The 23,372-nt window shown below is 67.5% G+C and carries 22 protein-coding genes and 1 riboswitch; of the genes, 15 read left to right on the forward strand and 7 right to left on the reverse strand.

Annotated features, from left to right (window positions below; genetic code table 11):
• Nucleotides 1-12: 12 nt before the first annotated feature.
• On the forward strand, nucleotides 13-492 hold the full coding sequence (locus OHS03_RS10490) for a MarR family winged helix-turn-helix transcriptional regulator (RefSeq protein WP_328662552.1): 480 nt from the start codon (nucleotides 13-15) through the stop codon (nucleotides 490-492).
• A gap of 51 nt (nucleotides 493-543) precedes the next feature.
• On the opposite strand, the gene OHS03_RS10495 is transcribed toward OHS03_RS10490, so the two are convergent.
• Together OHS03_RS10495 and OHS03_RS10500 are read right to left on the reverse strand one after the other, a co-directional pair.
• The gene (locus OHS03_RS10495) at nucleotides 544-1,311 is read right to left on the reverse strand and encodes an AraC family transcriptional regulator (protein ID WP_328662553.1); all 768 of its coding nucleotides are present in this window, start codon (nucleotides 1,309-1,311) and stop codon (nucleotides 544-546) included.
• 270 nt (nucleotides 1,312-1,581) lie between these two features.
• Nucleotides 1,582-1,794: a hypothetical protein gene (locus OHS03_RS10500; protein WP_328662554.1), complete on the reverse strand. Its 213-nt coding sequence runs from the start codon at nucleotides 1,792-1,794 to the stop codon at nucleotides 1,582-1,584.
• A 158-nt stretch (nucleotides 1,795-1,952) separates the two neighbouring features.
• A riboswitch (cobalamin riboswitch) is annotated at nucleotides 1,953-2,145 on the forward strand.
• Nucleotides 2,146-2,294: 149 nt separating this feature from the next.
• Here OHS03_RS10500 and OHS03_RS10505 point away from each other — a divergent pair.
• The 9 genes from OHS03_RS10505 (at nucleotide 2,295) to OHS03_RS10545 (ending at nucleotide 12,114) form a co-directional block, all read left to right on the forward strand.
• Nucleotides 2,295-3,212: an ABC transporter substrate-binding protein gene (locus OHS03_RS10505; RefSeq protein WP_328662555.1), complete on the forward strand. Its 918-nt coding sequence runs from the start codon at nucleotides 2,295-2,297 to the stop codon at nucleotides 3,210-3,212.
• A complete protein-coding gene (locus OHS03_RS10510; RefSeq protein WP_328662556.1) occupies nucleotides 3,209-4,207 on the forward strand; it encodes a FecCD family ABC transporter permease in 999 nt (332 codons plus the stop codon). Before OHS03_RS10505 ends, OHS03_RS10510 begins: the two co-directional genes overlap by 4 nt.
• Complete coding sequence (locus OHS03_RS10515) at nucleotides 4,204-5,271, forward strand: FecCD family ABC transporter permease (protein WP_328662557.1); 1,068 nt, start codon at nucleotides 4,204-4,206, stop codon at nucleotides 5,269-5,271. The genes OHS03_RS10510 and OHS03_RS10515 overlap by 4 nt, the downstream gene beginning before the upstream one ends.
• The gene (locus OHS03_RS10520; protein WP_328662558.1) at nucleotides 5,268-6,056 is read left to right on the forward strand and encodes an ABC transporter ATP-binding protein; all 789 of its coding nucleotides are present in this window, start codon (nucleotides 5,268-5,270) and stop codon (nucleotides 6,054-6,056) included. Before OHS03_RS10515 ends, OHS03_RS10520 begins: the two co-directional genes overlap by 4 nt.
• Nucleotides 6,053-6,688, forward strand: coding sequence for a (2Fe-2S) ferredoxin domain-containing protein (locus OHS03_RS10525; RefSeq protein ID WP_328662559.1), 636 nt, complete (start codon nucleotides 6,053-6,055; stop codon nucleotides 6,686-6,688). Before OHS03_RS10520 ends, OHS03_RS10525 begins: the two co-directional genes overlap by 4 nt.
• 58 nt (nucleotides 6,689-6,746) lie before the next feature.
• A complete protein-coding gene (locus tag OHS03_RS10530; protein ID WP_328662560.1) occupies nucleotides 6,747-7,340 on the forward strand; it encodes a hypothetical protein in 594 nt (197 codons plus the stop codon).
• A gap of 665 nt (nucleotides 7,341-8,005) precedes the next feature.
• Nucleotides 8,006-9,226, forward strand: a complete 1,221-nt coding sequence (locus tag OHS03_RS10535; RefSeq protein ID WP_328662561.1) for a serine hydrolase domain-containing protein — start codon at nucleotides 8,006-8,008, stop codon at nucleotides 9,224-9,226.
• A gap of 154 nt (nucleotides 9,227-9,380) precedes the next feature.
• Entirely contained in the window at nucleotides 9,381-11,204 is a 1,824-nt protein-coding gene (locus OHS03_RS10540; protein ID WP_328662562.1) for an exonuclease domain-containing protein, read from the forward strand.
• A gap of 196 nt (nucleotides 11,205-11,400) precedes the next feature.
• Nucleotides 11,401-12,114, forward strand: coding sequence for a hypothetical protein (locus tag OHS03_RS10545; RefSeq protein ID WP_328662563.1), 714 nt, complete (start codon nucleotides 11,401-11,403; stop codon nucleotides 12,112-12,114).
• A gap of 15 nt (nucleotides 12,115-12,129) precedes the next feature.
• On the opposite strand, the gene OHS03_RS10550 is transcribed toward OHS03_RS10545, so the two are convergent.
• The 5 genes from OHS03_RS10550 to cysD are packed head-to-tail and all read right to left on the reverse strand — an operon-like array spanning nucleotide 12,130 to nucleotide 18,052.
• The gene (locus OHS03_RS10550; protein WP_328662564.1) at nucleotides 12,130-13,263 is read right to left on the reverse strand and encodes a sulfotransferase family protein; all 1,134 of its coding nucleotides are present in this window, start codon (nucleotides 13,261-13,263) and stop codon (nucleotides 12,130-12,132) included.
• Between the two features lie 13 nt (nucleotides 13,264-13,276).
• The gene (locus tag OHS03_RS10555) at nucleotides 13,277-14,062 is read right to left on the reverse strand and encodes an SDR family oxidoreductase (protein WP_056819617.1); all 786 of its coding nucleotides are present in this window, start codon (nucleotides 14,060-14,062) and stop codon (nucleotides 13,277-13,279) included.
• Nucleotides 14,059-15,276: a hypothetical protein gene (locus tag OHS03_RS10560; RefSeq protein WP_328662565.1), complete on the reverse strand. Its 1,218-nt coding sequence runs from the start codon at nucleotides 15,274-15,276 to the stop codon at nucleotides 14,059-14,061. The genes OHS03_RS10555 and OHS03_RS10560 overlap by 4 nt, the downstream gene beginning before the upstream one ends.
• Nucleotides 15,273-17,147 (reverse strand): adenylyl-sulfate kinase, encoded by a 1,875-nt coding sequence (cysC, locus tag OHS03_RS10565; RefSeq protein ID WP_328662566.1) that lies wholly within the window; start codon nucleotides 17,145-17,147, stop codon nucleotides 15,273-15,275. Before cysC ends, OHS03_RS10560 begins: the two co-directional genes overlap by 4 nt.
• Nucleotides 17,147-18,052, reverse strand: coding sequence for a sulfate adenylyltransferase subunit CysD (gene cysD, locus OHS03_RS10570; protein WP_328662567.1), 906 nt, complete (start codon nucleotides 18,050-18,052; stop codon nucleotides 17,147-17,149). The genes cysC and cysD overlap by 1 nt, the downstream gene beginning before the upstream one ends.
• A gap of 87 nt (nucleotides 18,053-18,139) precedes the next feature.
• Between cysD and OHS03_RS10575 the strand changes: the two genes are divergently transcribed.
• The 5 genes from OHS03_RS10575 (at nucleotide 18,140) to OHS03_RS10595 (ending at nucleotide 23,370) form a co-directional block, all read left to right on the forward strand.
• Nucleotides 18,140-19,069, forward strand: a complete 930-nt coding sequence (locus tag OHS03_RS10575; RefSeq protein ID WP_328662568.1) for an IclR family transcriptional regulator — start codon at nucleotides 18,140-18,142, stop codon at nucleotides 19,067-19,069.
• A 177-nt stretch (nucleotides 19,070-19,246) separates the two neighbouring features.
• The gene (locus OHS03_RS10580) at nucleotides 19,247-20,533 is read left to right on the forward strand and encodes a DUF8017 domain-containing protein (RefSeq protein ID WP_328662569.1); all 1,287 of its coding nucleotides are present in this window, start codon (nucleotides 19,247-19,249) and stop codon (nucleotides 20,531-20,533) included.
• Between the two features lie 42 nt (nucleotides 20,534-20,575).
• Nucleotides 20,576-21,247: a GntR family transcriptional regulator gene (locus tag OHS03_RS10585; protein ID WP_328662570.1), complete on the forward strand. Its 672-nt coding sequence runs from the start codon at nucleotides 20,576-20,578 to the stop codon at nucleotides 21,245-21,247.
• Between the two features lie 57 nt (nucleotides 21,248-21,304).
• Nucleotides 21,305-22,690, forward strand: coding sequence for an allophanate hydrolase (locus tag OHS03_RS10590; protein WP_328662571.1), 1,386 nt, complete (start codon nucleotides 21,305-21,307; stop codon nucleotides 22,688-22,690).
• Entirely contained in the window at nucleotides 22,687-23,370 is a 684-nt protein-coding gene (locus OHS03_RS10595) for a cysteine hydrolase family protein (protein WP_328662572.1), read from the forward strand. Before OHS03_RS10590 ends, OHS03_RS10595 begins: the two co-directional genes overlap by 4 nt.
• Nucleotides 23,371-23,372 lie beyond the last annotated feature (2 nt).

Consider the following 23,372-nt stretch of genomic DNA (forward strand, 5'->3'; position numbering starts at 1 on the left):
TAAGCTGGCCTCATGTCCGTCCACGAGCTGTTCGACGACCCCCGCTTCACCATCTCCGGCTTGCTCTTCGAGGCGCACAGCGGTCTGATCGCCAAGCTCGAGCCGACCTGGAAAGCGCACGGCCTGTCCGGTCTGGACCTCAACGCCCTGCTGAGACTGAGTCGCTCCCCGAACAGCCGCCTACGGATGTCGGATCTCGCCACTCAAACCGAGCTCTCGACCAGCGGCGTCACCCGTGTGGTCGACCGCCTTGCCGCCGCGGGACTGATAGAACGCCAGCTCGACCCGACCGACCGCCGCAGCGCTTACGCGGCCTTGACCGACGCCGGCGTCCGCCGCCTCGAACAGGTCCTTCCCGGTTACCTCGCCGCCCTCGAGCAATGGCTCACCGGCCTGCTGACCCCCGAGCAACTCGACGGCTTGATCACCGGCCTGCGCGTGATCCGCGATGCCACGAACCCGGCCGCTACCGCTGTGTCCGACCGATCGTGAGGGCTGTCACGGTCTCCACAGGGCGAGCCGGGTAGCTGATCGGCCGAACTGTCATGGCGCAGGCGTGGTTTCGAGGTCGAATCGGAACCCTGAGCGCAGGGCCGCCGTGGCGGACATCCCGAACATGCGGTGGAAGGTTTCGCTGAAATGGGAGGGCGTGGCGAACCCCGCGTCCGTCGCGGAGCGGGTCAGATCGTGGCCGGCGGCGACATCACGCATCGCGTGGATGACGCGGGCCCACTGCTGATAGCGGCGGAAAGTGGTCCCGTATTGCTGGACGAACAAGCGAAGGAAGTGTGAGGTGGACAGGCCCAGGTTCGCGGCGATCGGTTCGGCCCGGAATGCCTGATCCGGGTGCTGTCGGATCGCGGCCGCCACGCGCTCGATGCGCGGATCGATCTCGGCGGGGGAACCCGCACCGGCCAGCGCCACGATTCGACCCGGGTCCGCGTCCGGTAATACGCATTGTTCGACCAGCTCGCGCTCACGGAGGTGGTCGAATCCGTACGGGCCCTCGGTGGTCGTCATCTGTCCTTCGATGGCCGAGGCATGCGACCACAGGAGCAGGATCGGTTTGTCGAGGGTGTTCACCCGGTGCACCGCGCGAGCAGGGGCGTACGCACTTCGAGTGAGGATCTCGCCGTGGGTGGCGGTCTCGAGGACGAACGGCCCGTCGAGCCCGATACTGAGGACCGCGACAGAGGTGGAATGCAGGTCGACGCCGAGTTCGGGCCCGATGTACCCGGCATGACCCGGCCGGATCCAGACCACCGGTGACCGCGCCCGACCACACGATTTCGCAAGCGCACCCTCGGTCACACCTGCCAGGGTATCGGTGCGCCGCAAGGGAACCGACGCGCGAGTGACGTGGAATCGGTCGTCGTGCGGTCGCGCTGGTGAAAAGCAGGCGGGTCGGCTTCAGGGGAGTGAATGGTAACCGGTTAAGGTGCCGACCCGCCTGCAATCACATTCGTTGACACGAACGGCACGGATGGGGTGTTCTCGAGCGGCGATGGTGAAGTCCCGCACCATAACTCGCACGAGGGACGCTCGGCTCACCGCAAGCCCGGGCCTGCGGTGTGGAGTGGGTCAGGGCAGGGGAACCCAGTTGCCGAAGAACCAGAAGCCGTGCTGCGGTGCGTCGTTCTGGTGATGCTGCGGCCGGTGCTGCTGGCCCTGCTCGGGCCGCTGCTGGTCGTGCCCGCCCGGATCCGCGCTCGCCACGCTCGCTGTCGCGCCGAGCACCCCGAGGGCCAGCGTGCCCGCCACCGCGGTCTTGGCCAGTGTCGATTTCATCCTCATGCGCGTTCCTCCAGATCGTCGATCTCACTGCCGAGATCATCGGCCGGCCGAAGTGCTCGGCCGATAGCTGAATCTTCGCGGTGGAACTGTCGAGCCCGGTGGGACGCGGCTGGGAGTCGGCTGTGTATCGGCGCCGACCCTCGACGGAGCCGACGTTGCTACAGTTCACCAGCCGTGGTGTTCGGGAAACCGGTGTAGAACCGGTGCGGCCCTCGCCACTGTGATCGGGAGTTGTGAATCGATCCGGACGACGTATGTCGTCCGGAGCCACTGGGGCACCTGCCCTGGGAAGGTGGATTCACCGCGCACTATCCCGTCAGCCAGGAGACCGGCCACGGCTACGCAGTACCCCATTCCACGAGGACCTGGAAGGCCGTCTCTTGACCCGCTCTGTTTTCGCGCGCCTACGTTCCGGCGCGTTGCTCGCCTGCACGATTGTTCTAGCCGGTTGCGGTGTGCAACCGACCTCCGATACGGGCGGCGCAGCTGTTGTCACCCGCGTGAACTGTGGGATCGACGTCGCCGTCGACGGCCCACCGCAGCGGATCTACGCGGCGTATCAGCCCTCGATCGAGATCGCGCACGCGCTCGGCGTCACCGATCGGCTGGTGGGCACAGCATTCCTGGACTCCGCCGTGCTTGCGGAATATGTCGCCGCGCAGGCGCGCTCGCCCTACGTCGAGAAGCTGCCGAGTCGCGACGAACTGCTCGCCCAGCGACCCGACTTCGTCATGTCGGGTTTCAACGGGGTGTTCGCCTCCTCGGCGCAGAACAGCGTCGGTACCAGGGCAAGTCTGAACGAGTTGGGTGTGCGCAGCTGGGTGCTGAGTCCGCTGTGCCCCAGCGCCGACGGACTCGCCGATGAAGCGATCGACCCCGATACTGTGCGCTTCGACAACGTGTACGCCGACCTGCGCGACCTCGGTGCCCTGTGGGGTGCCTCCGAGCGCGCCGAAGAAGTTGTCACACAGCTGAGTTCGCGCATCGACGCGGTCCGCGCGAAGGTCGGCAACGCCGTGAAGCCTCGGGTCGCGGTCGTCACCCCCAAAGACGACGGCTCCTACACCGTGGCAGGCGGCATCGACTTCATCACCCAGATCATCGAGGCCGCAGGCGGAGTGAATACCTTCGCCGATCTCACCGCCAAGCGCAACGTTCCCGTCGGCGCGGAAGAGCTCATCGCCCGTGACCCCGACATCATCCTGACCAGCCTGTGCTGCAAGGCGACCTACACGCGCGTCGACGGACAACCCCAGGTCGACAAGATCGTCGGAAACCCGGCATTCGCGAATCTGGCGGCCGTGCGCAACGCAACCGTGCACCCGTTCCTGTTCGCCGACCGGGCGGCAGGGGTGCGGATCGCGCACGCGACCGAACTGGTCGCCGAATTGATCCATCCCGAGCTGTTCCGGCGGTGACGCGCACCGCTCGCGGCACCGGTCTGATCCTGGCCGGCGCCGCGCTGGCGGCTGCCTGCGTGGCGTCCATCCTGATCGGTGCACACCCGCTCACCCTCGACCAGGCGGCGGTCGCGTTCACCGATTTTCAGGGGACCGACACCGACCGGGTCGTGCGCTACATCAGGCTGCCCAGAACTGTCGCGGGCCTGCTCGCGGGTGTCGCGTTGGCGCTGGCGGGCGCGGTGATGCAGGGGCTCACCCGCAATCCGCTGGCCGGGCCGGGCCTGCTCGGTATCAACGCGGGGGCGTCGTTGGCGATCGTGATCGCGATGGGTGCGCTCGGCCTCACGGCGACGGGCGGATTCATCTGGTTCGGCTTCCTCGGCGCCGCGATCGCCGCCGCGCTCGTCTACACGCTGGGATCGTTGGGGTTCGGCGGCGCGACGCCGGTGAAACTGGCGCTCGCGGGCGCTGCCTGCACCGCATTGTGTGGGTCGATCACCACGGCGATCACCCTGCTCGACCGGGCCCTGTTCGACAACTTCCGGTTCTGGGTGGTCGGCTCGTTGGCCCGTGCGGACATCGAATCCGTGTGGGGGACGGTGCCGTTCATCGCCGTCGGGTCGTTGCTGGCGGTCGTGGTGGCACGGCCGTTGAACGCCGTCGCCATCGGTGACGACATGGCGCGCACGCTCGGCACCCGACTGGTCGCGACGCGCGCGATCGGCGCGTTGAGCGTGGTGCTGCTCGCAGGCTCTGCGGTGGCGATCGCCGGACCGATCGCCTTCATCGGCTTGGTGATCCCGCACATCGCCCGATTCTTCGCCGGACACGACTACCGGTGGATTCTGCTGTGGTGTGCGCTGCTGGGTCCGACGCTGCTGTTGGCGGCCGACATTCTCGGACGGATGCTGGCGCGGCCACAGGAAATCCAGGTCGGCATCATCACCGCCTTCGCGGGCTCGCCGTTCTTCCTCTATCTCGTGCGCAATCGAAAGGTGGCCACCCTGTGACGCGCACCGAGGGCGGCGTGCTGCCCAGCGACACGTTGTTGTTGCGAACACCCGACCGGCGCATCGTCTTTCGCGTCGGGAAACGGTCCGCGGTGCTGACTGTGCTGATCACGGCGGCCGCGGTGGCGGTGGCGGCGTGGTCACTCACGATCGGCTACTACCCGCTCACCGTCGCCGATGTGATCCGGGTACTCGGTGGCGGTGGCACGCTCATCGAGTACGACGTGGTGGTGGCCGACCGGTTGCCGCGCGTGCTCACCGGACTGTGTGTCGGCGCGGCCTTCGCGATATCAGGGGCGATCCTGCAACGGATCGCGACCAATCCACTGGTGAGCCCCGAGATCATCGGGATCAACGCGGGCGCCTCACTGGGCGCGTTGGTGGTGAGCGTGTTGCTCGGCGGCGCCGGACTGGGGCTGGTCGGCGGCGCGGTGCTCGGCGCCGGGGTGGCCATGGCGCTGATCCTGGCCGTGGCCACCAAGGACGGACTCGACGGCTATCGACTCGTGCTCGTCGGTATCGGCGTCACAGCGATGCTGTCCTCGGCTATCGCGTTCATCCTGACCGTCGCCGACACCTACCAGGCGCATACGGCCGCCATGTGGCTCACCGGCAGCTTGGCCAACCGCGATTGGAGCCATGTCTGCTTCGCCGCGGCGGCTCTGGTGGTGGTCGTGCCGCCGCTGATCGTTCTCGCTCGCTCGTTGCCGCTGCTGGAAATGGGCGACGACCTGGCGAACTCACTGGCCGGGCGGCGCGGCCCGCACCGCATCACGCTCATCGTCGTCGCGGCCGCCGCCGCGACCCTGGCGACGGCCGCGGCCGGTCCGATCAGTTTCGTCGCCTTGGTGGCGCCGCAGATCGCGCGACGATTGCTGGCCGAACGCGGTGCCGGGCTCGCGCCCGCGGCGGCCACCGGGGCGTTGCTGGTGGTCGCCGCCGACCTGGCCGCCCGTCGGCTGTTCCCGGCGGAACTGCCTGTCGGGGTGGTGACCGCCATCCTCGGCGCTCCCGTTCTCATCTACCTACTCGCCCGCGCAACCCGGATCGGACACGCTGGATGACCGCACACTTGACCACCGAGGGACTCACGCTCGGCTACGGCGACACCGCGATCGTCACCGACGCCACCGTCGACTTCCCGACCGGAGCGATCACTGTCATCGTCGGCCGCAACGGCTGCGGCAAATCGACCCTGCTGCGGGGCCTGGCCCGACTGATCGCGCCGACGGCGGGCGCGGTCCTGCTCGACGGTGCCGATATCGCACCGCAGCCCGCGCGCACCGTCGCCCGGCGGCTCGGCATGTTGCCGCAACAACCCGTCGTCCCCGACAGCATCACCGTGGGTGAACTCGTCGGCCGCGGTCGTCATCCGCACCAACGCTGGTTCCGTCAGTGGTCGGCGCAGGACGGTGAGGCCGTGCGAAAAGCGTTGGTGGCCACCGACACTCTCGAGCTGATCGACCGACCGGTGGATCAACTCTCCGGCGGTCAGAAACAACGGGTGTGGATCGCGCTCGCGCTGGCGCAGGACCCCGAGGTGATGCTGCTCGACGAGCCGACGACCTTTCTCGACCTGGCGCACCAACTCGACGTTCTCGATGTCCTGCGAAACCTGTTGCCGCGCACCATCATCGTGGTCCTGCACGACCTCAACCTCGCCGCCCGCTACGCCGACCACCTCGTCGCCGTGCAGGACGGTCGCGTGGTCGCTCAAGGCTCACCCGCCGAGATCGTGCGCCCCGAGCTGATCTCGGAAGTCTTCGGCGTCGACTGCACGGTGATCGACGATCCGATGACGGGCACACCGCTGGTGATTCCGGCCGGGCGAACGGTGCGCACCGCATGACGCGCCGGTATGTCCTCATCGCCCGGCCGACTCCATCGGGCGTCGACCTCCCGTCCGTCGAAGCTCTGGCGCAGGCCTGCGGGGTCGATTACGCGCTCCTCGACCAGCAGGAGCCGACCATCCACACCGCACTCGATGGCGCCGCCCGCGACGCATCGCCGGTCACGCTGATCCCGCTCGCCGTACCACGCGACCGTTACCTCGAGACCTGGATCGCGCGGGCGGTAGCGAACTGGAAGGAAACCCGCGCGAGCGACCTCGACGTGCGAATCACCGACGGCATCGACACCGCCGCCGGATTCGCCGATGTGGTGCGTTCCAGGATGTCCGAGGACGGCGCACCGGTGACGGCGAGCCCGCGGGCCTTCCGCAGCCCGGCCTGGTCCGAAATCCCGGACCACACCGCGCACATCCTGGTCTGTCGAGGCCCCCGCTGCACGGTGTACGGCGCGGGCGAGCTGCACCGAACTCTGCGCCGCGACCACCCCGACGCCCTGATCACCCCGACCGGCTGCCTCAACCCGTGCAACCTGGGCCCGCTCTACATCACCTACCCGGACGGGCAATGGCACACGAACGGTGTACGCGGGGGTGACCCCATCGGTGCCACGCGCGATAGCCTGACGGAATGATCGAGGACGAGCTGACCACGATCCACCCCGACCGGGCTACACGGCAGTCGAGACCCGCATGCTGATCGAGAAGCAGCGTTGGGCCGGGATCCGCAGTGGGGCGGTGACGGTGCTCTTTCGCCGGTGGCGTCATCGGCAGGCCACCCAGGGCAAGATCTACCGCACGGGTGCCGGGCGTATCGCCGTCGACCAACTGTCGACGGTCACCGCCGAGCAGATCAGCATCGAGGACGCACGCGCCGCGGGATATGACGCACCCGCCGATGTGCTCGCCGATCTCCGGGGCGCTGACGAGGACCCGATCTATCTGCTCCGGATCCGCTGTCTCACCGACGAGGATCCGCGCGACGCACTGGCCGCCGACGACCGGATCGACGATCCCGCGGCCTTGGCCGCTCGCCTCGCACGCATGGACCGGACCGATGCCGAGGGCCCGTGGACCCACGACACGCTCCGAATCATCCAGCGGCGTCCCGCGACCCGAGCTCCCGACCTGGCCGAGGAACTCGGGCGTGATCCGCACCGCTTCAAACTCAACGTGCGCAAACTGAAGAACCTCGGCCTGACCATCAGCCTGGGCACCGGCTATCGGATCTCACCCCGCGGCGTGGCCTTACTCGCGGCCCTGGATTCGGCGCAGACCGGCGATTGAACGCGGCGAGTGAACCTCGGCGCCGCCTTGCCTATCAGGGGGGCGGCGCCCGGACGATCCCGTCTGGCCCGGCGAACTCGCAGCGTCCTACCTGGGGTGTGTCCCTCGAAGCCTGGGACGAGCACGGCAACCTGGTTCACCCCGGCGACTTGATCACCCGCACCGATCACGACAGCATGCCGTGGCCGATCGGTCCTGAGCCGAGTCACGCGAGCCCCGCCTGAGCGGTTCCGAGGTCGAATCGGATCCCGGTGCGCAGAGTTGCGATCGCGGACATTCCGAACATGCGGTGGAAGGTTTCGCTGAAGTGCGAGGGTGTGGCGAAACCCGCGTCCGTCGCCGATCGGGATCTGCCCTTCGATAGCAGCGGCCGGCGACGACGCTGGATCAACGAACAGCTACGCGCTGCGGGTGCGTATCTCATCGTGGGTGGCGGTCTCGAGAACGAACGGCCAGTCAATTCCGACGGTGAGTACCGGGACAGGGCCGGAGTGCAGGTCAACGCCGCTTTGGGGCCCGAGATTCCCGGCATGACCCGGCCGGATCCAGACCACCGGCGACCGCACCGGACCACACGATTTCGAAAGCGCCCCAACGGTCACACCTGCCACGGTAAAGGTGCGCCGCTTCGAACTGCAGCGGCCGACCACGAGAGGACAGAAATCGTGAAGATCCCACTGGCAATGCTGGTTGGCGTCGCCGTCCTGACCGTCAGCGCATGCGCGATGCGGCCGGCGGCCAGCGAAACAGATACTGCGCAACCAAGTTCCGGACTCGATCCGGCTGCGCTGCAATCCGCGCTGGATGCGGTCCGCGACGCGGGAATGACCGGTGTGTACATGGAGGTACGTGACGGCGACCGGGTGTGGAGTGGCACGGCGGGGGTCGCCGACGTGACCTCCGGCGAACCCATCGGCCCCGACATGGTCCACCGAGTAGGCAGCATCACCAAGACATTCATCGCGGCCGCGATCATGCAGCAGGTCGAGCAGGGGCGGATCGGGCTCGACACACCGATCGGTGACTACCTGCCGCACTTGGTCCCTGGTGAGCGTGGCGCGCAGATCACGGTTCGGATGCTGCTCAACAACACCAGCGGTCTGGCCGAGCACCTGCCGTACTCATTTCCCTCCCTCGCAGCCTTTTTCGGCGGGACGCAGCTGTCATCGGAGAGTCTGGACAAGCATCAATTCACCCAGTTCGACCCGGTCGAGTTGATCGGAATGGGCGTCGGCGCGCCGCCCGCCACCCGGGCGCCCGGAGCGACCCCCGGCGTGTACTCCAACACCAACTACTTCCTGCTGGGCGAACTGCTGGAGCAGGTGACCGGAACTGCGTTCGAGACCTATGTTGCCGAGAAGGTGATCGGACGCGCCGGGCTCGAGCACACCGCGTTCCCGGACGGGCCGACCCTGTCGGTTCCGCACCCGCGAATGTACGAGCGGCTGTTCGGAATGATCGATCCGCCGCGCGACTACAGCGTCTACAACATGTCGTGGGCGCTGCCCGGCGCCGGACTCGTCTCGACCATGGCGGACCTGAATCGCTTCTACCGCATGCTGTTCGGTGGGCACATCGTGAGCCGCGAGTCGTTGGCGCAGATGCAGCGTACGGTGCCCGTCATCGCACTGGACGGTACGCGGATCGAGTACGGTCTCGGCCTGCACCGGGTGCGGACTCCCGGCGGCGAAACATTCTGGGGCCACGACGGCAGTGTCTTCGGTGCCCAAGCGATATCTCTGACCAGCGCCGACGGCACCCGCCAGATGTCGGTCGCGACAAACCTCGTGCGGTGGAACGAGATCGGCCCCGACGGAAAGCCGAAGCCACACCCCATCGACGACGCCCTCGCCACCCTCTACCGAATCGCGATGGGCGGCGAGTGATCCTTCGGCGGCGCTCTGTGCCCCCGGCCCGTCACCCCAGTCGTCGGCGCCAACGGCCCGGATAGGGTGCCCCGACTCGGTGCCGAAGTCTCGCACCGCAACTCGCGCGTCACTGATCGTCGAGTGCAACGTTCCTGGCCCGGCGAACGATGCGATGCTCATGCAGGGGATGACGCAGGTCGACGAGCAGCAGCAAACAGCCGGGTTCGGTGCGTTCACCGTGGTGGATGTCGAGACCTCCGGGCTACGGCCGCACCAGCACCGGGTGCTGTCCGTCGCGGCGGTGACGCTGGACGGCACCGGCCGGGTGACGCGAGAGTTCCACAGCCTGATCGATCCGGGTTGCGATCCGGGTCCCGTGCACATCCACGGGCTCACTGCCGAGGTGCTGCAGGGCTCGCCCGAGTTCGGTCAGGTGCGCGACCAACTGACGGCCATGCTGGACGGCCGGGTGATGGTGGCGCACAACGCGCTGTTCGACTACGGGTTCCTGCTGCAGGAGTTCGCCCGGGCCGGGGGAGCTCTGCCGGTGCGGCGCCGACTGTGCACTTTGGCACTGGCCCGCCGCATCGCGCTGCCGACACCCGACTACAGGTTGGGCACGCTCGCGACGTATTACGGTGTGCCGCAGCAGAAGGCGCACGATGCGCTCGACGACACCCGTGTTCTCGCGAATGTTCTTCGAGCGTTGGTCGCCGACGCGGCCCATCTCGGTATCGCACCCCCTTTGCTCGACTGCGCACCTGATTCGGCCAGGCCGACGCAGTCCAGGTGGCCGGTCGAACGTCGCGGCCCGAAGCAGCCGTGTGATTTCGCCTATCCCGGGAAGCTGGCGCTGGCCGGCCGTCTGCGCCAGGGGATGAAGGTAGCGCTGACCGGAGAGACCCGGATCGAACGGGAAGAGCTCGCCGCCCGTGCCGAGGCTGCGGGGCTCGACGTCACGAGCATGGTGAGCAACCGAACCAGTGTGCTGGTCACCAACAATGCCCACGCGGAAACGAGTAAGGCGCGCAAGGCGTTCGAGTTCGGAACGCCGGTGATCGATGAGGCTCGGTTCGCCGCGCTGCTCGAGTCGGTAGAACCGGGGCACCTGAAAGGGGCGGCGGTACCTGAGGTCGCGGCGCCACGTCGGTCGACGGCACCCGCACGGGCGAAATCGGGTCCGCTGGCCGGTCGGCGGATTCTGGTGCTGGGCGGAACCCACGGCGAGGCTGCGGCGGCGCGATCGCGGATCGTCGAGCTCGGTGGTTCGGCCGCGGTCAATCTCTCCGCGACAGTGACAGATCTGCTCCTTCTCGCAGGTGGGGAATCCGACCGGCGCGCGCGAAAGGCCGACGAACTCGGACTGGCGGTCCAGGGACCAGACCTGCTCGAGCAGGGTGCGATCGCGCCCGCGGCAATCCCTGCGGCATCGACCGCACCTGGTCGTGCTGAAATCCGGCCCGCGGAGCCGACGGTGTTGTCGCGAGGTCAGGTGATCGACGTGCCGATCGCCGAGGGCGGCAATACGTGGACTCTGCGGGCAACGTGGAGCCAGCTCAGTGCGCCGACCGTGGATCTCGTCGCGTTCCTGCTCGGCAGCGATGAGCGAGTCGACGACTCCGACGACTTCCTGTTCTACAACCAGCCAGAATCGCAGGGCGCGAAGCTTTCCGAGGATGGGCCGAACGAGCAGTCGATCACCCTGGTCCTCGATGACCTGCCCGAGCACTGCACTCGCATCGTCCTCGCCGCTTCGCTCGACGGTGCCGGTCTCACCTTCGGCGACGTCGGCGCCATCGAGCTGGATTTCGCCGCCGGCACGGAATCGAGCACCGCGATACGTTCCACGCTCGACGCCGCAACCGTGGAGCGCACCCTGCTGCTCGCCGAGCTGTATCTGCGCGGTGAAGATTGGCGGCTGCGCGCGGTTGGCCAGGGCTACGAGACCGATCTCGCCGAACTGGCCAGGCGGTACGGGGTCGACGTCGACGAATGAAGCCGCACGAGGTGGCGGCCGGTCGCGCGCTGATCTTTCCGCATCATCGGGCGCAGTCGGTTCGGTCTACCGTGGGCTGATGACGATGCTTGCCAGTGGCGTGATCCGGGAGATGGGCAGCGACCCACTGAACGCCGTGCTTCGGTTCGGGTCGGAATCGGCGGCGGTGCCGTCGCGGGCGCCCGGGCAGCGGTTGTTGTTCGTCGATGATCGGCCTGCGTTCGAGCTGAGCTCTTGGTGCGGCACCTGTCCGATGCTGTTCGAGCGGAAGGAGGGGGCCAACAGAACATTGTCGGTGCCCGAATTCGCGACGCGGGTGGCTGTCGGGCTCGACGAGTTGGACGATTCAGTGATCGAAGCGTTCGGCGAATTGCTGCCCGCGGGGCGGTACCAGCCGATGTTGCTGGGTATCGAGCCGCGGCTCGTGCATCCTCTCGATCGCGACGACTATTTCGCGCACGAGCAGGTCGAGACGTGGGGTATCGACTCGTTCTGGGGGCTGCCCGCTCATCCCCGCACGGTCTACTACCGGACCTTCGAGACCGCGGTGAGCGCTGACGCGCACCTGTACGAATTCGTTGTTCCTATGGTTCCACCGACGTGGAACGACGCCACCCGAGTGGCGCAGTTCGATGAGCGGCTTCGCAGCGTTTCGACGCCAACCGCGGTGGCGGTGTCGATCCTGGACGTGTGCCAGCCGGCCGTTGCCGATGAAAGTCGCGACTACTACACGCACTATTCATTGATCCACTTCCTGCTCGACGGCCATCACAAGCTGGAGGCGGCGGCGAAGGCCGGTCGACCACTGCGTTTGCTTTCCCTGCTGTCGGTCGATGCCGGCCTCGCTGACAAGCACGACATCGCATCGCTCGCCGGCATCCGGTCGGGGATGCCCGGCGAGCGTCGGTAGCCTGACCGTTCGAGATCAGCTGCCGAAGCTTTCGGCGACCATGTTCTCGGTGAGGCCGTAGTCGGCGAGGGAATAGTGGTGGGTGGGTTTGCGTGCGCCGGTGCGGCTTTCGTTGTCGAGGGCGGTGATGGCGGTTCGAGCTTCGGGTGTGAGGGCGGCACCGGTACGGGCGTACACACGCTCGACGACGCCAAGGGGGTCAGTGCGGAGATCGTCGAAATCGATGTCGATGAAGGTGGCTTCGGGGTGTCGGGCGCGGGCGGCGGTGAATTCGTGGAGGCCGCTCGCCCACAGGTCGAGCTGTGTGCGACCGATGGTGTCGCCGGTGAAAACCGTGGACCAGCCTCGGGTGGCGTGCTCGTTGAGGCTGCAGACCGACGGGATGATGGTGGCGGGGTCGCGATGGGTCTGGATGACGATGGCGTCGGGGTAGGTCGCCAGCAGGGCATCGAGGCAGAACAGGTGGCTGGGGTTCTTGAGGACCCAGCGGCGGGTGTCGTTCATGCCGATCAGCTGCAGGTTGCGGCGGTGACGTGCGTAGGCGGGTGTCCAATCCTGACCGGACAGCCATTGCGTGTAGCCCGGGATATAGGCGAGGCATCCGTAGGAGTACGACATGCCCGATTGGCGCAGCAACTGCCAGCATTCCTCCACGTCGGAGGCGCTCATATAGTGCAGGCCCATGAATTCGGGGTTCTGGACCTGATGCTGTCGCAGACCAGCGTCGATCTGCGCGTAGGCGGGATTGTCGGCCCAGCTCTCGCGCGGTGGTCGCGGCTGCGGGAAATCGGTCAGCCACATCTCCAGCCCCTGATTGGCCGGATCGGCCGCCAGCAACCGGTGCAGTGCGGTGGTACCGGTCCGGGGCAGCCCGGTGACGAAAATCGGCTTGGTGACCGGTGTTTCGACGTAGCCGGGATTGGCCGCCCACGCGGCTTCACTCAGCGCACGAGCGACCAGCGCACCGCGCAGGAAGAATCGCGACATCTTGGAGCCCAGCTCGGTGAGCCCGGCCTCGTCGCGATACGAGTCGAGCAGAACCTGCAACGCCTCGGTGTAGTCGTCGGCCCCGAAATCGGTGAGACCGGTGAGTTTGGTGGCTGAGGCGTGCAGGTCGGCCACGGTGCCGACATCGGTGCGCACAGTCATCTTCTACAAGCTCCTAGTTGTGGTATTCGCCGCAGTTGACGTCGAGGGTCTGACCGGTGATCGCCGACGACCAGTCGGAGGCGAGAAACACCACGGCACGGGCGATTTCTTCGGGCTCGGGCAACCGCTTGAGATCGGACTTCGACGCGGTCTGCTCATAGACCTGCTCGACGGTGATGCCGTACTTCTCGGCGACCTGACCGAAATACCACTTCAGCTGATCGGTCCAGATGTAGCCGGGCAGCACACTGTTGACCCGCACGCCCTTGCCGCCGAGCTCGGTGGCCAGGGTCTGCGACATGGCCAGCAGCGCGGCCTTGGTGAGTTTGTAACTGCCGTACCGAGGTTCGGAATGACGCACGACCATCGAATTGATCATCACCACAGCGCCTTTGGCCTCGGCGAGCGCGGGCGCGAACGCCTGCGTCATCCGTAGACCGCCGAGCACCGTCATATCGAGGCTCGACCGGATGTGGTCGAAATCGGTGCGGTCGAGTGGCTTCATCGACGGCACCGAGAACGCGTTGTTCACGAGTGCGTCGACCCGGCCGAAGGTGTCGACCGTGCGCGCCACGAGATTCTGCACCGCGGCTTCGTCGGTGATGTCGGTGGGCACGCTCAGCGTGGCGCCCCCGGCGGCCTCGATTTCGGCAGCCACCTCGAGCAGTCGGGATTCGGTGCGTGCCGCGAGCACGATCGTCGCCCCTGCCGCGGCGGCTTCCAGACAGATCGACCGGCCCAGACCCGGTCCGACTCCGGAAACAACGACGACTTTGCCGTCCAACAGTGCCCCGCTCACCCGAGCATCCTTTCGGCGAAGGCCCGCTGGCGGGCCGCGATACGGTCGCGCCAACCAGCGGCGTCGATCCGGTTGTCTTCGATATGGGGAAGGTGTTGTGCGATGTCGTCGATCGGCACGACGACGACCGTCGGACCATCGGCCTCGGTCATCGGGCGATCGGTGCGCTGCCACCGGAACTGCAGAATGCCGCGGGTACGGCCGGTGGTCTCGATCCAGTTCGCGATGCCCGGATCCTGCTTGCTCACCACCATCCGGATCAGCCCGTCCGAATCGACCTGGGCCTGAGTGTGATTGAGGCTCGTCTGGTGGTTGACGTAGTCCAGGGAGATGTACCAGAGACTGCCCAGCTGGAACCCCTGGTACGGCGCATCGGACTTCGGCACGGTGATCACCAGCGCCTGGTCGTCGGCGAGATCGAAATGCCCCACCGAGGAGTACTGGGTGCTCAGCCCGCCGGGCGTGAGCCGTGGTGCGGTGAGGGTGTTCACCGGCAGATCGAGGTAGAACCACTTCGGGAAGTTGAACCAGGTGTGCACGCGGGTGAGCAGCATTTTCGCCGCCGCGCCGTACCGTTTGCGGATCCGCGTCAGATCCGGTTCGACCGGTGCGGTGCCGATGGTGTCGACCCGCTCGATCCGGATCGAGCCCTTACGCTCGGACCAGTCGCTGTAGACCTCGCGCACGGCCAGCATGGACGCGCCTTCCCCGAGCGGGAAGTAGTTCGGGCCCGCATCGGGTTTCGCGGGGCCGAAGCGCAGGGTGAAGCTGCCGTCGGCGGCGATCGGAATGCGCCGGTCGTCGAACGCGTCGGCGCCACCGGGCACATCGGTCGCGGTGTAGTCGCCTTTGAGTACTTGGAAACTCAGGTCGACGGTGCTGCCGCGCACCCCGCTCACCACGTATTCGGCGGTCGGCTCGATATTTGCGTGGTAATAGAGGGTGTCCGGGTTGTCGAGGCCCATTTTGGCGTACGGTCCGGTCGAGGACACGAAGTGCGGATGTGACGTGCCGTGCGCGCCCGAAAGACGCAGGCACGCGGCGACACTCGCCGCGAGGTAGTCGTAGCCTTCGGCGAGGTCCTGGTCACTGCGGACGAATTCCGCTGCGGCGATGAGTTCTTCGGCCTTGGCTACCGCGACGAGGAACGGCGCGGTGAGCGGTTCCGGTGGCGCGCTGCTACCGGATTCGGTGGCGGTACTGGAGTGGGTCAACGGTCTGCTATTCCTAGCTCTCGGAGGATATGGGCGGCGATCTCGGAAGGGGAACCGAGGTCGGGTGTGATGACCAGGTCGGCGTTCTCTGGTCGTTCGTAGGGGGAGCCGATCCCGGTGAAGCCGGGCAGCTCGCCTGCTCGGGCCTTGGCGTAGAGGCCCTTGGCGTCGCGGCGCTCGCATTCCGCCAGAGGTGTGTCGACGAAGACTTCGTGGAAGGGGAGCTCGCGGTCGGCGTGGGTGGTGCGGGCGTCGGTGCGCTGCGCGGCGAACGGGCTGATCACCGACACGATCGCCACCGCACCCGAATCGGCGAACAGTGCGGCGACTTCGGCGACGCGGCGTACGTTCTCGTCCCGGTCGGCGGGGGTGAAGCCGAGTCCCGCGTTGAGACCGTGCCGCAAATTGTCGCCGTCGAGCAGGTAGGCGGGGCGGCCGGCCGCGACCAACTGCCGCTCCAGCTCGACGGCCAGCGTGGACTTGCCCGATCCGGACAGGCCGGTCAGCCAGACCGTCGCACCCGCAAGTCCGCGTTCGGCGCGACTCACCGCCGACCGGTGCCAGACCACAGACGAGGCCGCGCGCGCACGGTCCGAGGTCACCGAGTCGGTCCCGGTTTCTCGCCCGGTCACCATCCCCGCGGCGACCGTTTGATCGGTGACCGGATCGATCAGGATGAAGCTGCCGGTGCGCCGATTCTCCCGATACGGATCCGACAGCAGCGGATGACGGCTGCGCAATCGAACGCGCGCGATGTCGTTGAGCGACAACGTGGTGACGTCCTCGATTCGGTGCAGGGTGTTCACGTCGAGGCGGTAATCGATGGCCGTGATCTGCGCGGACGAGGTCTGCGCGGCGGTGCGCACCAAGTATTGCGCGCCCTCGCGCAACTGAGCGCTCTCCGAGAACCAACACACCATCGCGTCGAGTTCGGTGCCGATATGGGGACGGTTGCCGGGCCGCGCGAGCAGGTCGCCGCGCCCGACGTCGATGTCGTCGTCGAGGGTCACCGAGACGGCCATTCCGGTGAACGCCTCATCGACCTTGCTGCCACCCGGACCCCAGATCTGCCTGACATGGGTCGACTTACCCGCGGGCAGCACCACCACTTCGTCGCCGGGCTTGAAGATGCCGCCCGCGACAGTGCCCGCGTAACTGCGGTGGTCGAGGCCCTCCTGCGCCCGGATGACGTACTGGATCGGCAACCGGGCATCGATGAGATTGCGGTCGGAGGCGATATGGACGTCTTCGAGGTGGCGCAGCAGCGGCGGGCCCGGATACCAGTCCATGTGCGCGGAGCCGTCGACGACGTTGTCGCCGAGCAGTGCCGACACGGGTACGAAGCTCAGATCGCCCACCGTCAGTTTGGCGGCGAACGCGGCGAACTCGGTGCGGATCTCTTCGAAACGCTCCTGCGACCAGTCCACGAGGTCCATCTTGTTCACGCAGACCACCAGGTGCGGCACGCCGAGCAGGGTCGCGAGGAACGCGTGCCTGCGGGTCTGCTCGGAAACGCCGGTGCGGGCGTCGACCAGGATCAGCGCGAGGTCGGCGGTGGACGCGCCGGTGACCATATTGCGGGTGTACTGGACGTGTCCCGGAGTATCGGCGATCACGAATTTGCGTCGTGGCGTGGTCACGTAGCGGTAGGCGACGTCGATGGTGATGCCCTGCTCGCGTTCGGCGCGCAGACCATCGGTGACCAGCGCGAGATCGGCGGATGCGCCGCCACGTTCGGTGCTGACTCGTTCGATGGCGGCGAGTTGATCGTCGAACAGGGACTTGGAGTCGTAGAGCAGCCGACCGATGAGGGTGGACTTGCCGTCGTCGACGCTGCCCGCGGTCGCCAGTCGTAACAGATTGCGGCGCATCAGAAATAGCCCTCTCGCTTGCGGTCTTCCATGCCGGTCTCGGAGATCCGGTCGTCGGCGCGAGTGGCGCCGCGTTCGGTGAGCCGGGTGGCGGCGGTCTCGGCGATCACCTTCGCCGGGGTGTCGGCGGTGCTCTCGACGCAGCCGGTGCAGGTGGCGTCGCCGACGGTGCGGAACCGGACGGTGGCTTCGAAGGTGCGTTCGCCGGGGTCCGCGGTGACGAAGCGTGTCGCCGACAGCAGCATCCCGTCGCGTTCGATCACCTGACGCCGGTGCGCGTAGTACAGCGAGGGCAGCTCGACGGCCTCGCGATCGATGTACTCCCAGATGTCGAGCTCGGTCCAGTTCGACAGCGGGAACACCCGGATGTGTTCGCCGGGCTGATGGCGACCGTTGTAGAGGTTCCACACCTCGGGCCGCTGGGCTCGCGGGTCCCACTCGCCGAAACTGTTGCGGAAGCTGAACACCCGTTCCTTGGCGCGGGCCTTCTCCTCGTCGCGGCGCGCGCCGCCGAATGCCGCGTCGAAGCGGTGCTCGGCGATGGCGCGCAGCAAGGTGGTGGTCTGCAAGGGATTGCGGGTGCCGCCCGGGCGCTCCACGGCGCGGCCCGCGTCGATGTCGTCCTGTACGCGGGCCACTTCCAGGCGGGCGCCGGTGCGCTCGGCGGTGCGGTCGCGGAACTCGATCACCTCGTCGAAGTTGTGGCCGGTGTCCACGTGCAGCAGCGGAAACGGCAGCGGCGCGGGCCAGAAGGCGCGCCGCGCCAGGTGCAGCAGCACGGCGGAATCCTTGCCGCCGGAAAAGAGCAGCGCCGGTCGCGCGAGTGTGGCCGCGACCTCCCGGAAGATGTGCACCGACTCGGCCTCCAAGGCCGCCAGATGCGATAACTCGTACCCCGTCTGCACTGTTCACCCACTTCATTCGCGCATTTCGTCGGAAAACATTCCCCGACGGGTTGCGGTGTCGAATATTCGACGCTATTGTTCGGTATTGTGACACCGACGATAAGCCGGGCCGAGCTCGCCGGTCAAGAGGCGGCCCCGGATTCGTCCGGTGATGCCGAGATTTCCGGCGCTGCGTCGCCGCCGACGCAGCGCGTGGTGAAGGTGCTCGAGCTGCTGTCACGGCGGGCAACCGAACGGCTGTCGCTGGCCCGCATCGTGCGAGAAGCGGGGCTCTCGCGGGCCACCGCGCACGCCGTGCTCACCCAGCTCACCGCCGACGGCTGGACGGTGCGTGACGAGGACGGCTGCTACGGCATCGGCTTGCGGCTACTGACAGTGGCCAGGCGTGCCGAATTGGCGTTCCCGCTGCGCCGCACCGCGGTGGCGCACCTGCGAGCGCTGTCCGAGCAGGCCGGCGTGCCGGTGTTCCTCGCCGAACGCGATGGGGAGAGCATCGTGGTCACCGAGGTCGTCGGTCATCCGTCGGCGGGCTGGATTCGCCAGGGTCGGCGCCTTCCGCTGGCACCCCCTGTCTGCCGCGAATTCATCGCCTGGGCAACGGAACCCGTCAGACAGGCATGGCTCGCGACAGCGAACTCGGCTCACCGCGAGCGCCTCGCCCGTGTACTCGCCGAGATCCGGACCCGCGGCTACTCCGTCGAACGACTGGTCGACGACTCGACGCCGATGCTGGAAGTCCTGGCGGGCCTGCGCGATACGCCGATCACCGCCGCCCTGCGCGCTCAGCTCGGTTCCGTCATCACCGAACTGATCACCATCGACTACCTGCCCGACGAGCTCGGCCCCGAGAACGCGGTGGTGACCCTCGCCGCCCCCATTCGCGATCGCAACGGTGCGGTAGTGGCAGCGGTCGTCAGCTGCCCCGACACTCGCTTGTCGAGCCGGGCACTGAGTGAGCTCGGTGCGGCGACAGTGGCGGCCGCGGACCGGATTACCGCAGGCGTACCAGGGGACTGAATCGCGCGCTGCCGGTCAGAACCTGGATACGGGTGATCACCTCTCGCGCCGAACGGGTTGTGTTCCTACGGTTTCGAGTACTCGGCAGCGGCGGTTCGCCATTACGCTGAGGGGTGGATCTGCCCGAATGCGACCCGCTCGACGGTCGCGGAGGCGGAGGGCGAGGAAGGACGGGCCGTGGCAAACGACAGTGATCGGTGGTGGGAGGCGCCCGAAATCTCAGGCTCCACCCCTGACTCCGCCGCGCAACCGGCCTGGGACCCCACCATCCTGAGAGCTCCCGGCAACCAGGGTCAGCCAGGCGGTGCGCAGCCGGCACCCGGACAGCAGCCGGGAACAGGGGAGCAGTCGCCATGGCAGCAGCCCGGTAGCGGCCAGCATCCGTACGCGCCGCCGACAGTTGTCGGGCAGCACCCGTTCGGACAACCAGGGACCGGCGAACAGCCATACGGACAGCAACCCGGTACCGGACCGCAGCCACCGTGGCAGCAGTCCGGGACGGGGCAACCGGGCAGTGGCCAGCATCCGTTCGCGCCGCCGACAGTGGTCGGGCAGCCAACATACGGGCAGCAACCCGGGGTGGGCCAGGATCCGTATGCCCCGCAACCCGGCAGTGGGCAGCCGTACCAGCCGGGAACAGGCCAACAGCCGTACGGGCAGCAGTACGGGTCAGGCCAGCAGCCGTTCGCCCAGCCGGGATACGGGCAGCAGCCCTACGGCTATGCTCCTGCGCCACAGCAGTATTCGCCCCCACCGCGTCGCAACGGCGGCTCGGGCATGATCATCGCGGTGGTGGGTGTCGTCCTGCTGCTGGTGATCGGCGTCGGGGTCGCGGCCGCGTTTGCCGCCCGCTCCTCCGACGAGTCCTCGGCGTCGGCGGGTACGACCACCACCACGAAGGCGGGACCACTGTCGGGCACGAGTACCGCACCCCTGGCGCCCGGCTCGAAAGGCGTGCTCATCGCGACCTATCGCGTCGCCTACGACGTGCCGTCGGCCTGGACCATCCACTCCGACTCCGACCCCATGTCGTTCACCTCCGCGACCGGCTCGGTGGACGGACGTGGTCAGGCCACCGAGGGAGCCGACTACTGCCCCGGCTCGGTCTACCGCGCCATGGCCGCAGTCACCTCGAGCACGGAAACCGACCTCGCCGCCGCCGCCAAGAGCGTCGCGAAAATTTCTGCGGCAGGCGGATATTCGGATCCGACCGGCGGAAAGATCAGCACGCCTACGTCGCTGAAGACCCAGAGCGGCGTCAGCGGCCAATTCGTGGAGACCTCCGGCGCGTGGACCCCCCAGACCCCGGGTTGCACGGCGAACGCCTACTCCGTGTACACCTTCGGGTTCCGCAACGCGGCCAACACCACCCTCGTGCTGACCATCCTCGTCGACCGGGGCACCACCGGCGAACTCACCGCTGACCAGGCTCAGAAGATGATCGCCAGCCTGCGCCTGGTCTAGCGGCGTCGGCACCACCGCGCTCGGTGTTCGTAGACTCGACTCATGACGGCAGCCGCATCGAATTCGTCCGATCTCCCGGCGAGTCTGGTGGAGATGACCGCCGACCACGTGCGTGCGGAGATACTCGGCGGCGCCTTGGCGCCGGGGGAGCGGGTTGGTGAGGAGGCGCTGTGCGCTCGGCTGGGTATCAGCCGAGCGCCGGTGCGTGAGGCATTGCGGCGCTTGGCCGAGCAGGGTCTGGTCGAGCACCTGCCGCGGCGCGGATACCGCGTGGTCGTGTGGTCGGCGCAGGATATCGTGCAGCTGTTCGAGGTGCGGCGGGCGCTGGAGCAGCACGCGCTGTCCGCCGCGCTCCCGTCGACGGATCTGCCGCGAAGGCTGAGTCGGGTCCGTGCCGCGTTGGCGGAGCTGACGGCGGCGGACCGGCGTGCGGACTGGGTCGCCCGCAACGATGCGCACCGTCGCTTCCACGTCGAAATCGTCGCGCTGGCAGGCAATCGGCAGCTGGACCTGGTGTACGAGCAGGTGCTGGTGAAACTTCAGCTCGCGATGGCGCGCAATCTGCGCGAGGAAACCGAGGCGGGCGCTCGTCGCGAGGGCGTGCGCAGACATCAGGAACTGCTCACCGCGCTGCAGACCAATGATCCGCTCCGGGCCGAGGCCGCGCTGCGCAGGCACGGCGAGCAAACATACCTGAAACTCGGTATCTGCTAACACGTCCGATACAGACAGATCCCACCGCCGTCATACTTTCTGTCGACAATCGACAACATGACAGGCTCTACGGTCACCGAAATTCTCACCCAGCATCAGGGTGGCAGCGGCTCCCCGACCAGAACCGCGGAACGGGTGGCCGACGCGATCGCCGCGCGCGGCGACGACGGCACCTGGATCACTCCGGTGTCGCGTGCCGAGTTGCTCGCTGCCGCAGCGGCTATCGAACGCAGGCCGGGCGCACTGACGCTGCCGCTGTACGGTGTGCCGTTCGGGGTGAAGGACAGTATCGACGTCGCCGGCTACCCGACAACGCTGGCCTGCCCCGACTACGCCTATGTGGCCACCCGCACCGCACCGGCGGTGCAACGCTTGCTCGACGCGGGCGCGTTGTTCGTCGGCAAGACCAATCTCGACCAGTTCGCCACCGGGCTCAACGGCACAAGGACCCCGTATCCGGTGCCGCGCAGCGTCTTCGGCGGCGATCTGATCTCCGGCGGTTCCAGTTCCGGATCCGCGCTCGCCGTCGCACTCGGCCAGGTGCCGTTCTGTGTGGCCACCGATACGGCGGGATCGGGCCGCGTGCCCGCCGCGCTCAACGGCATCGTCGGCTGGAAGCCGTCCCGCGGCCTGATCAGCACCGTGGGGCTCGTGCCCGCCTGCAAGTCGCTGGACTGCCTCACCCTGATGGCGACCACGGTCGAGGACCTGGATCTGGTCGCGGAGGTTATCATGGCGGTTGATCACGAGGATCCGTGGACCCGCGCCAGGGGCGGGCGATTCCCCGGCGGCTCGATCCGACTCGGGTTACCGGCACCGCAGGAGCTCGAGTTCTTCGGCGACGACGCCATGCGCGCCGCGCACCTCGGCGCGCGAGACCGGCTGCCGGGCAAGGGATTCGATTGCGTCGACACGACCCTCGCGCAGTTCCTCGCGGCGGGCGCTTTGCTCTACCAAGGCCCGTGGGTCGCCGAACGCCTGGTCGAATTCGAGGAGTTCCTGACCGAACGGCCGCACTCGATTCTGCCCGTGATCCGGGAAATCCTCGACAGCGGAAAACAGTTCAGCGCCGTGGACGTGTTCCGCGCGCAACAGCGACTGCAGACATTGCGCGCGCAGGTCCACCGTATGTGGGACGAGGTCGACGCGGTGATCGTGCCGACGATCGGCACCACGTTCACCGTCGACCAGGTGCTGGCCGATCCGATCGCGACCAATACCGTGCTCGGCCACTACACCCACTTCGGCAATCTCCTCGACCTGACCGCCGTCGCGGTTCCCGCGGGCACCACGCGTGACGGAAGACCGGTCTCGCTCATGGTCTTCGGCCCGGCGCTCGCCGACGATGTCGTCCTCGCGGCCGCCGCGCGGCTGCTCGACGAGCCGCGCACCGCGGCTCTACCCCATCACCTCGGCCCGGTATCCCTTCAGGAGCGACGATGACCGAAATCCCCGCCGACCCGACCCCCTTGTCCTTCGATCCCACGACGACGGCGCTCGTCATCATCGACATGCAGCGAGACTTCCTGCTGCCCGGCGGCTTCGGCGAAAGTCTCGGCAACGATGTGGCCCTGTTGCGTACCGTGATCGAACCGCTCGCCGAGCTACTCGCGTCCGCCCGAGCGGCGGGCATCACCGTGATCCACACCAGAGAGGGGCACCTGCCCGATCTCTCCGATTGCCCACCGGCGAAACTGCGGCGCGGCAACCCGTCTCAGCGGATCGGCGATTCGGGACGGTTCGGGCGCATCCTGATCCGGGGCGAATACGGCCACGACATCATCGACGAACTGGCGCCGCTCGACGGCGAGACCGTCATCGACAAGCCGGGCAAGGGCGCGTTCTACGCGACCGACCTGGCCACTGTGCTGCAACAGAATTCGATCACCACCTTGCTCGTCGCCGGCGTCACCACCGAGGTGTGCGTGCACACCACCGTGCGGGAAGCCAACGACCGTGGCTACGAATGCCTTGTCGTCGCGGACTGTGTCGGCTCGTATTTCCCCGAATTCCAGCGCGTCGGGCTCGCGATGATCGCCGCCCAGGGCGCGATCTTCGGCTGGGTCGCCGACTCGGCGGATGTCATCGCCGCACTCACCACCACAGCCCCCGTCACGGCCTAGCG

Source organism: Nocardia salmonicida (genome assembly GCF_036142455.1).
Taxonomy (GTDB): Bacteria; Actinomycetota; Actinomycetes; order Mycobacteriales; family Mycobacteriaceae; genus Nocardia; species Nocardia salmonicida.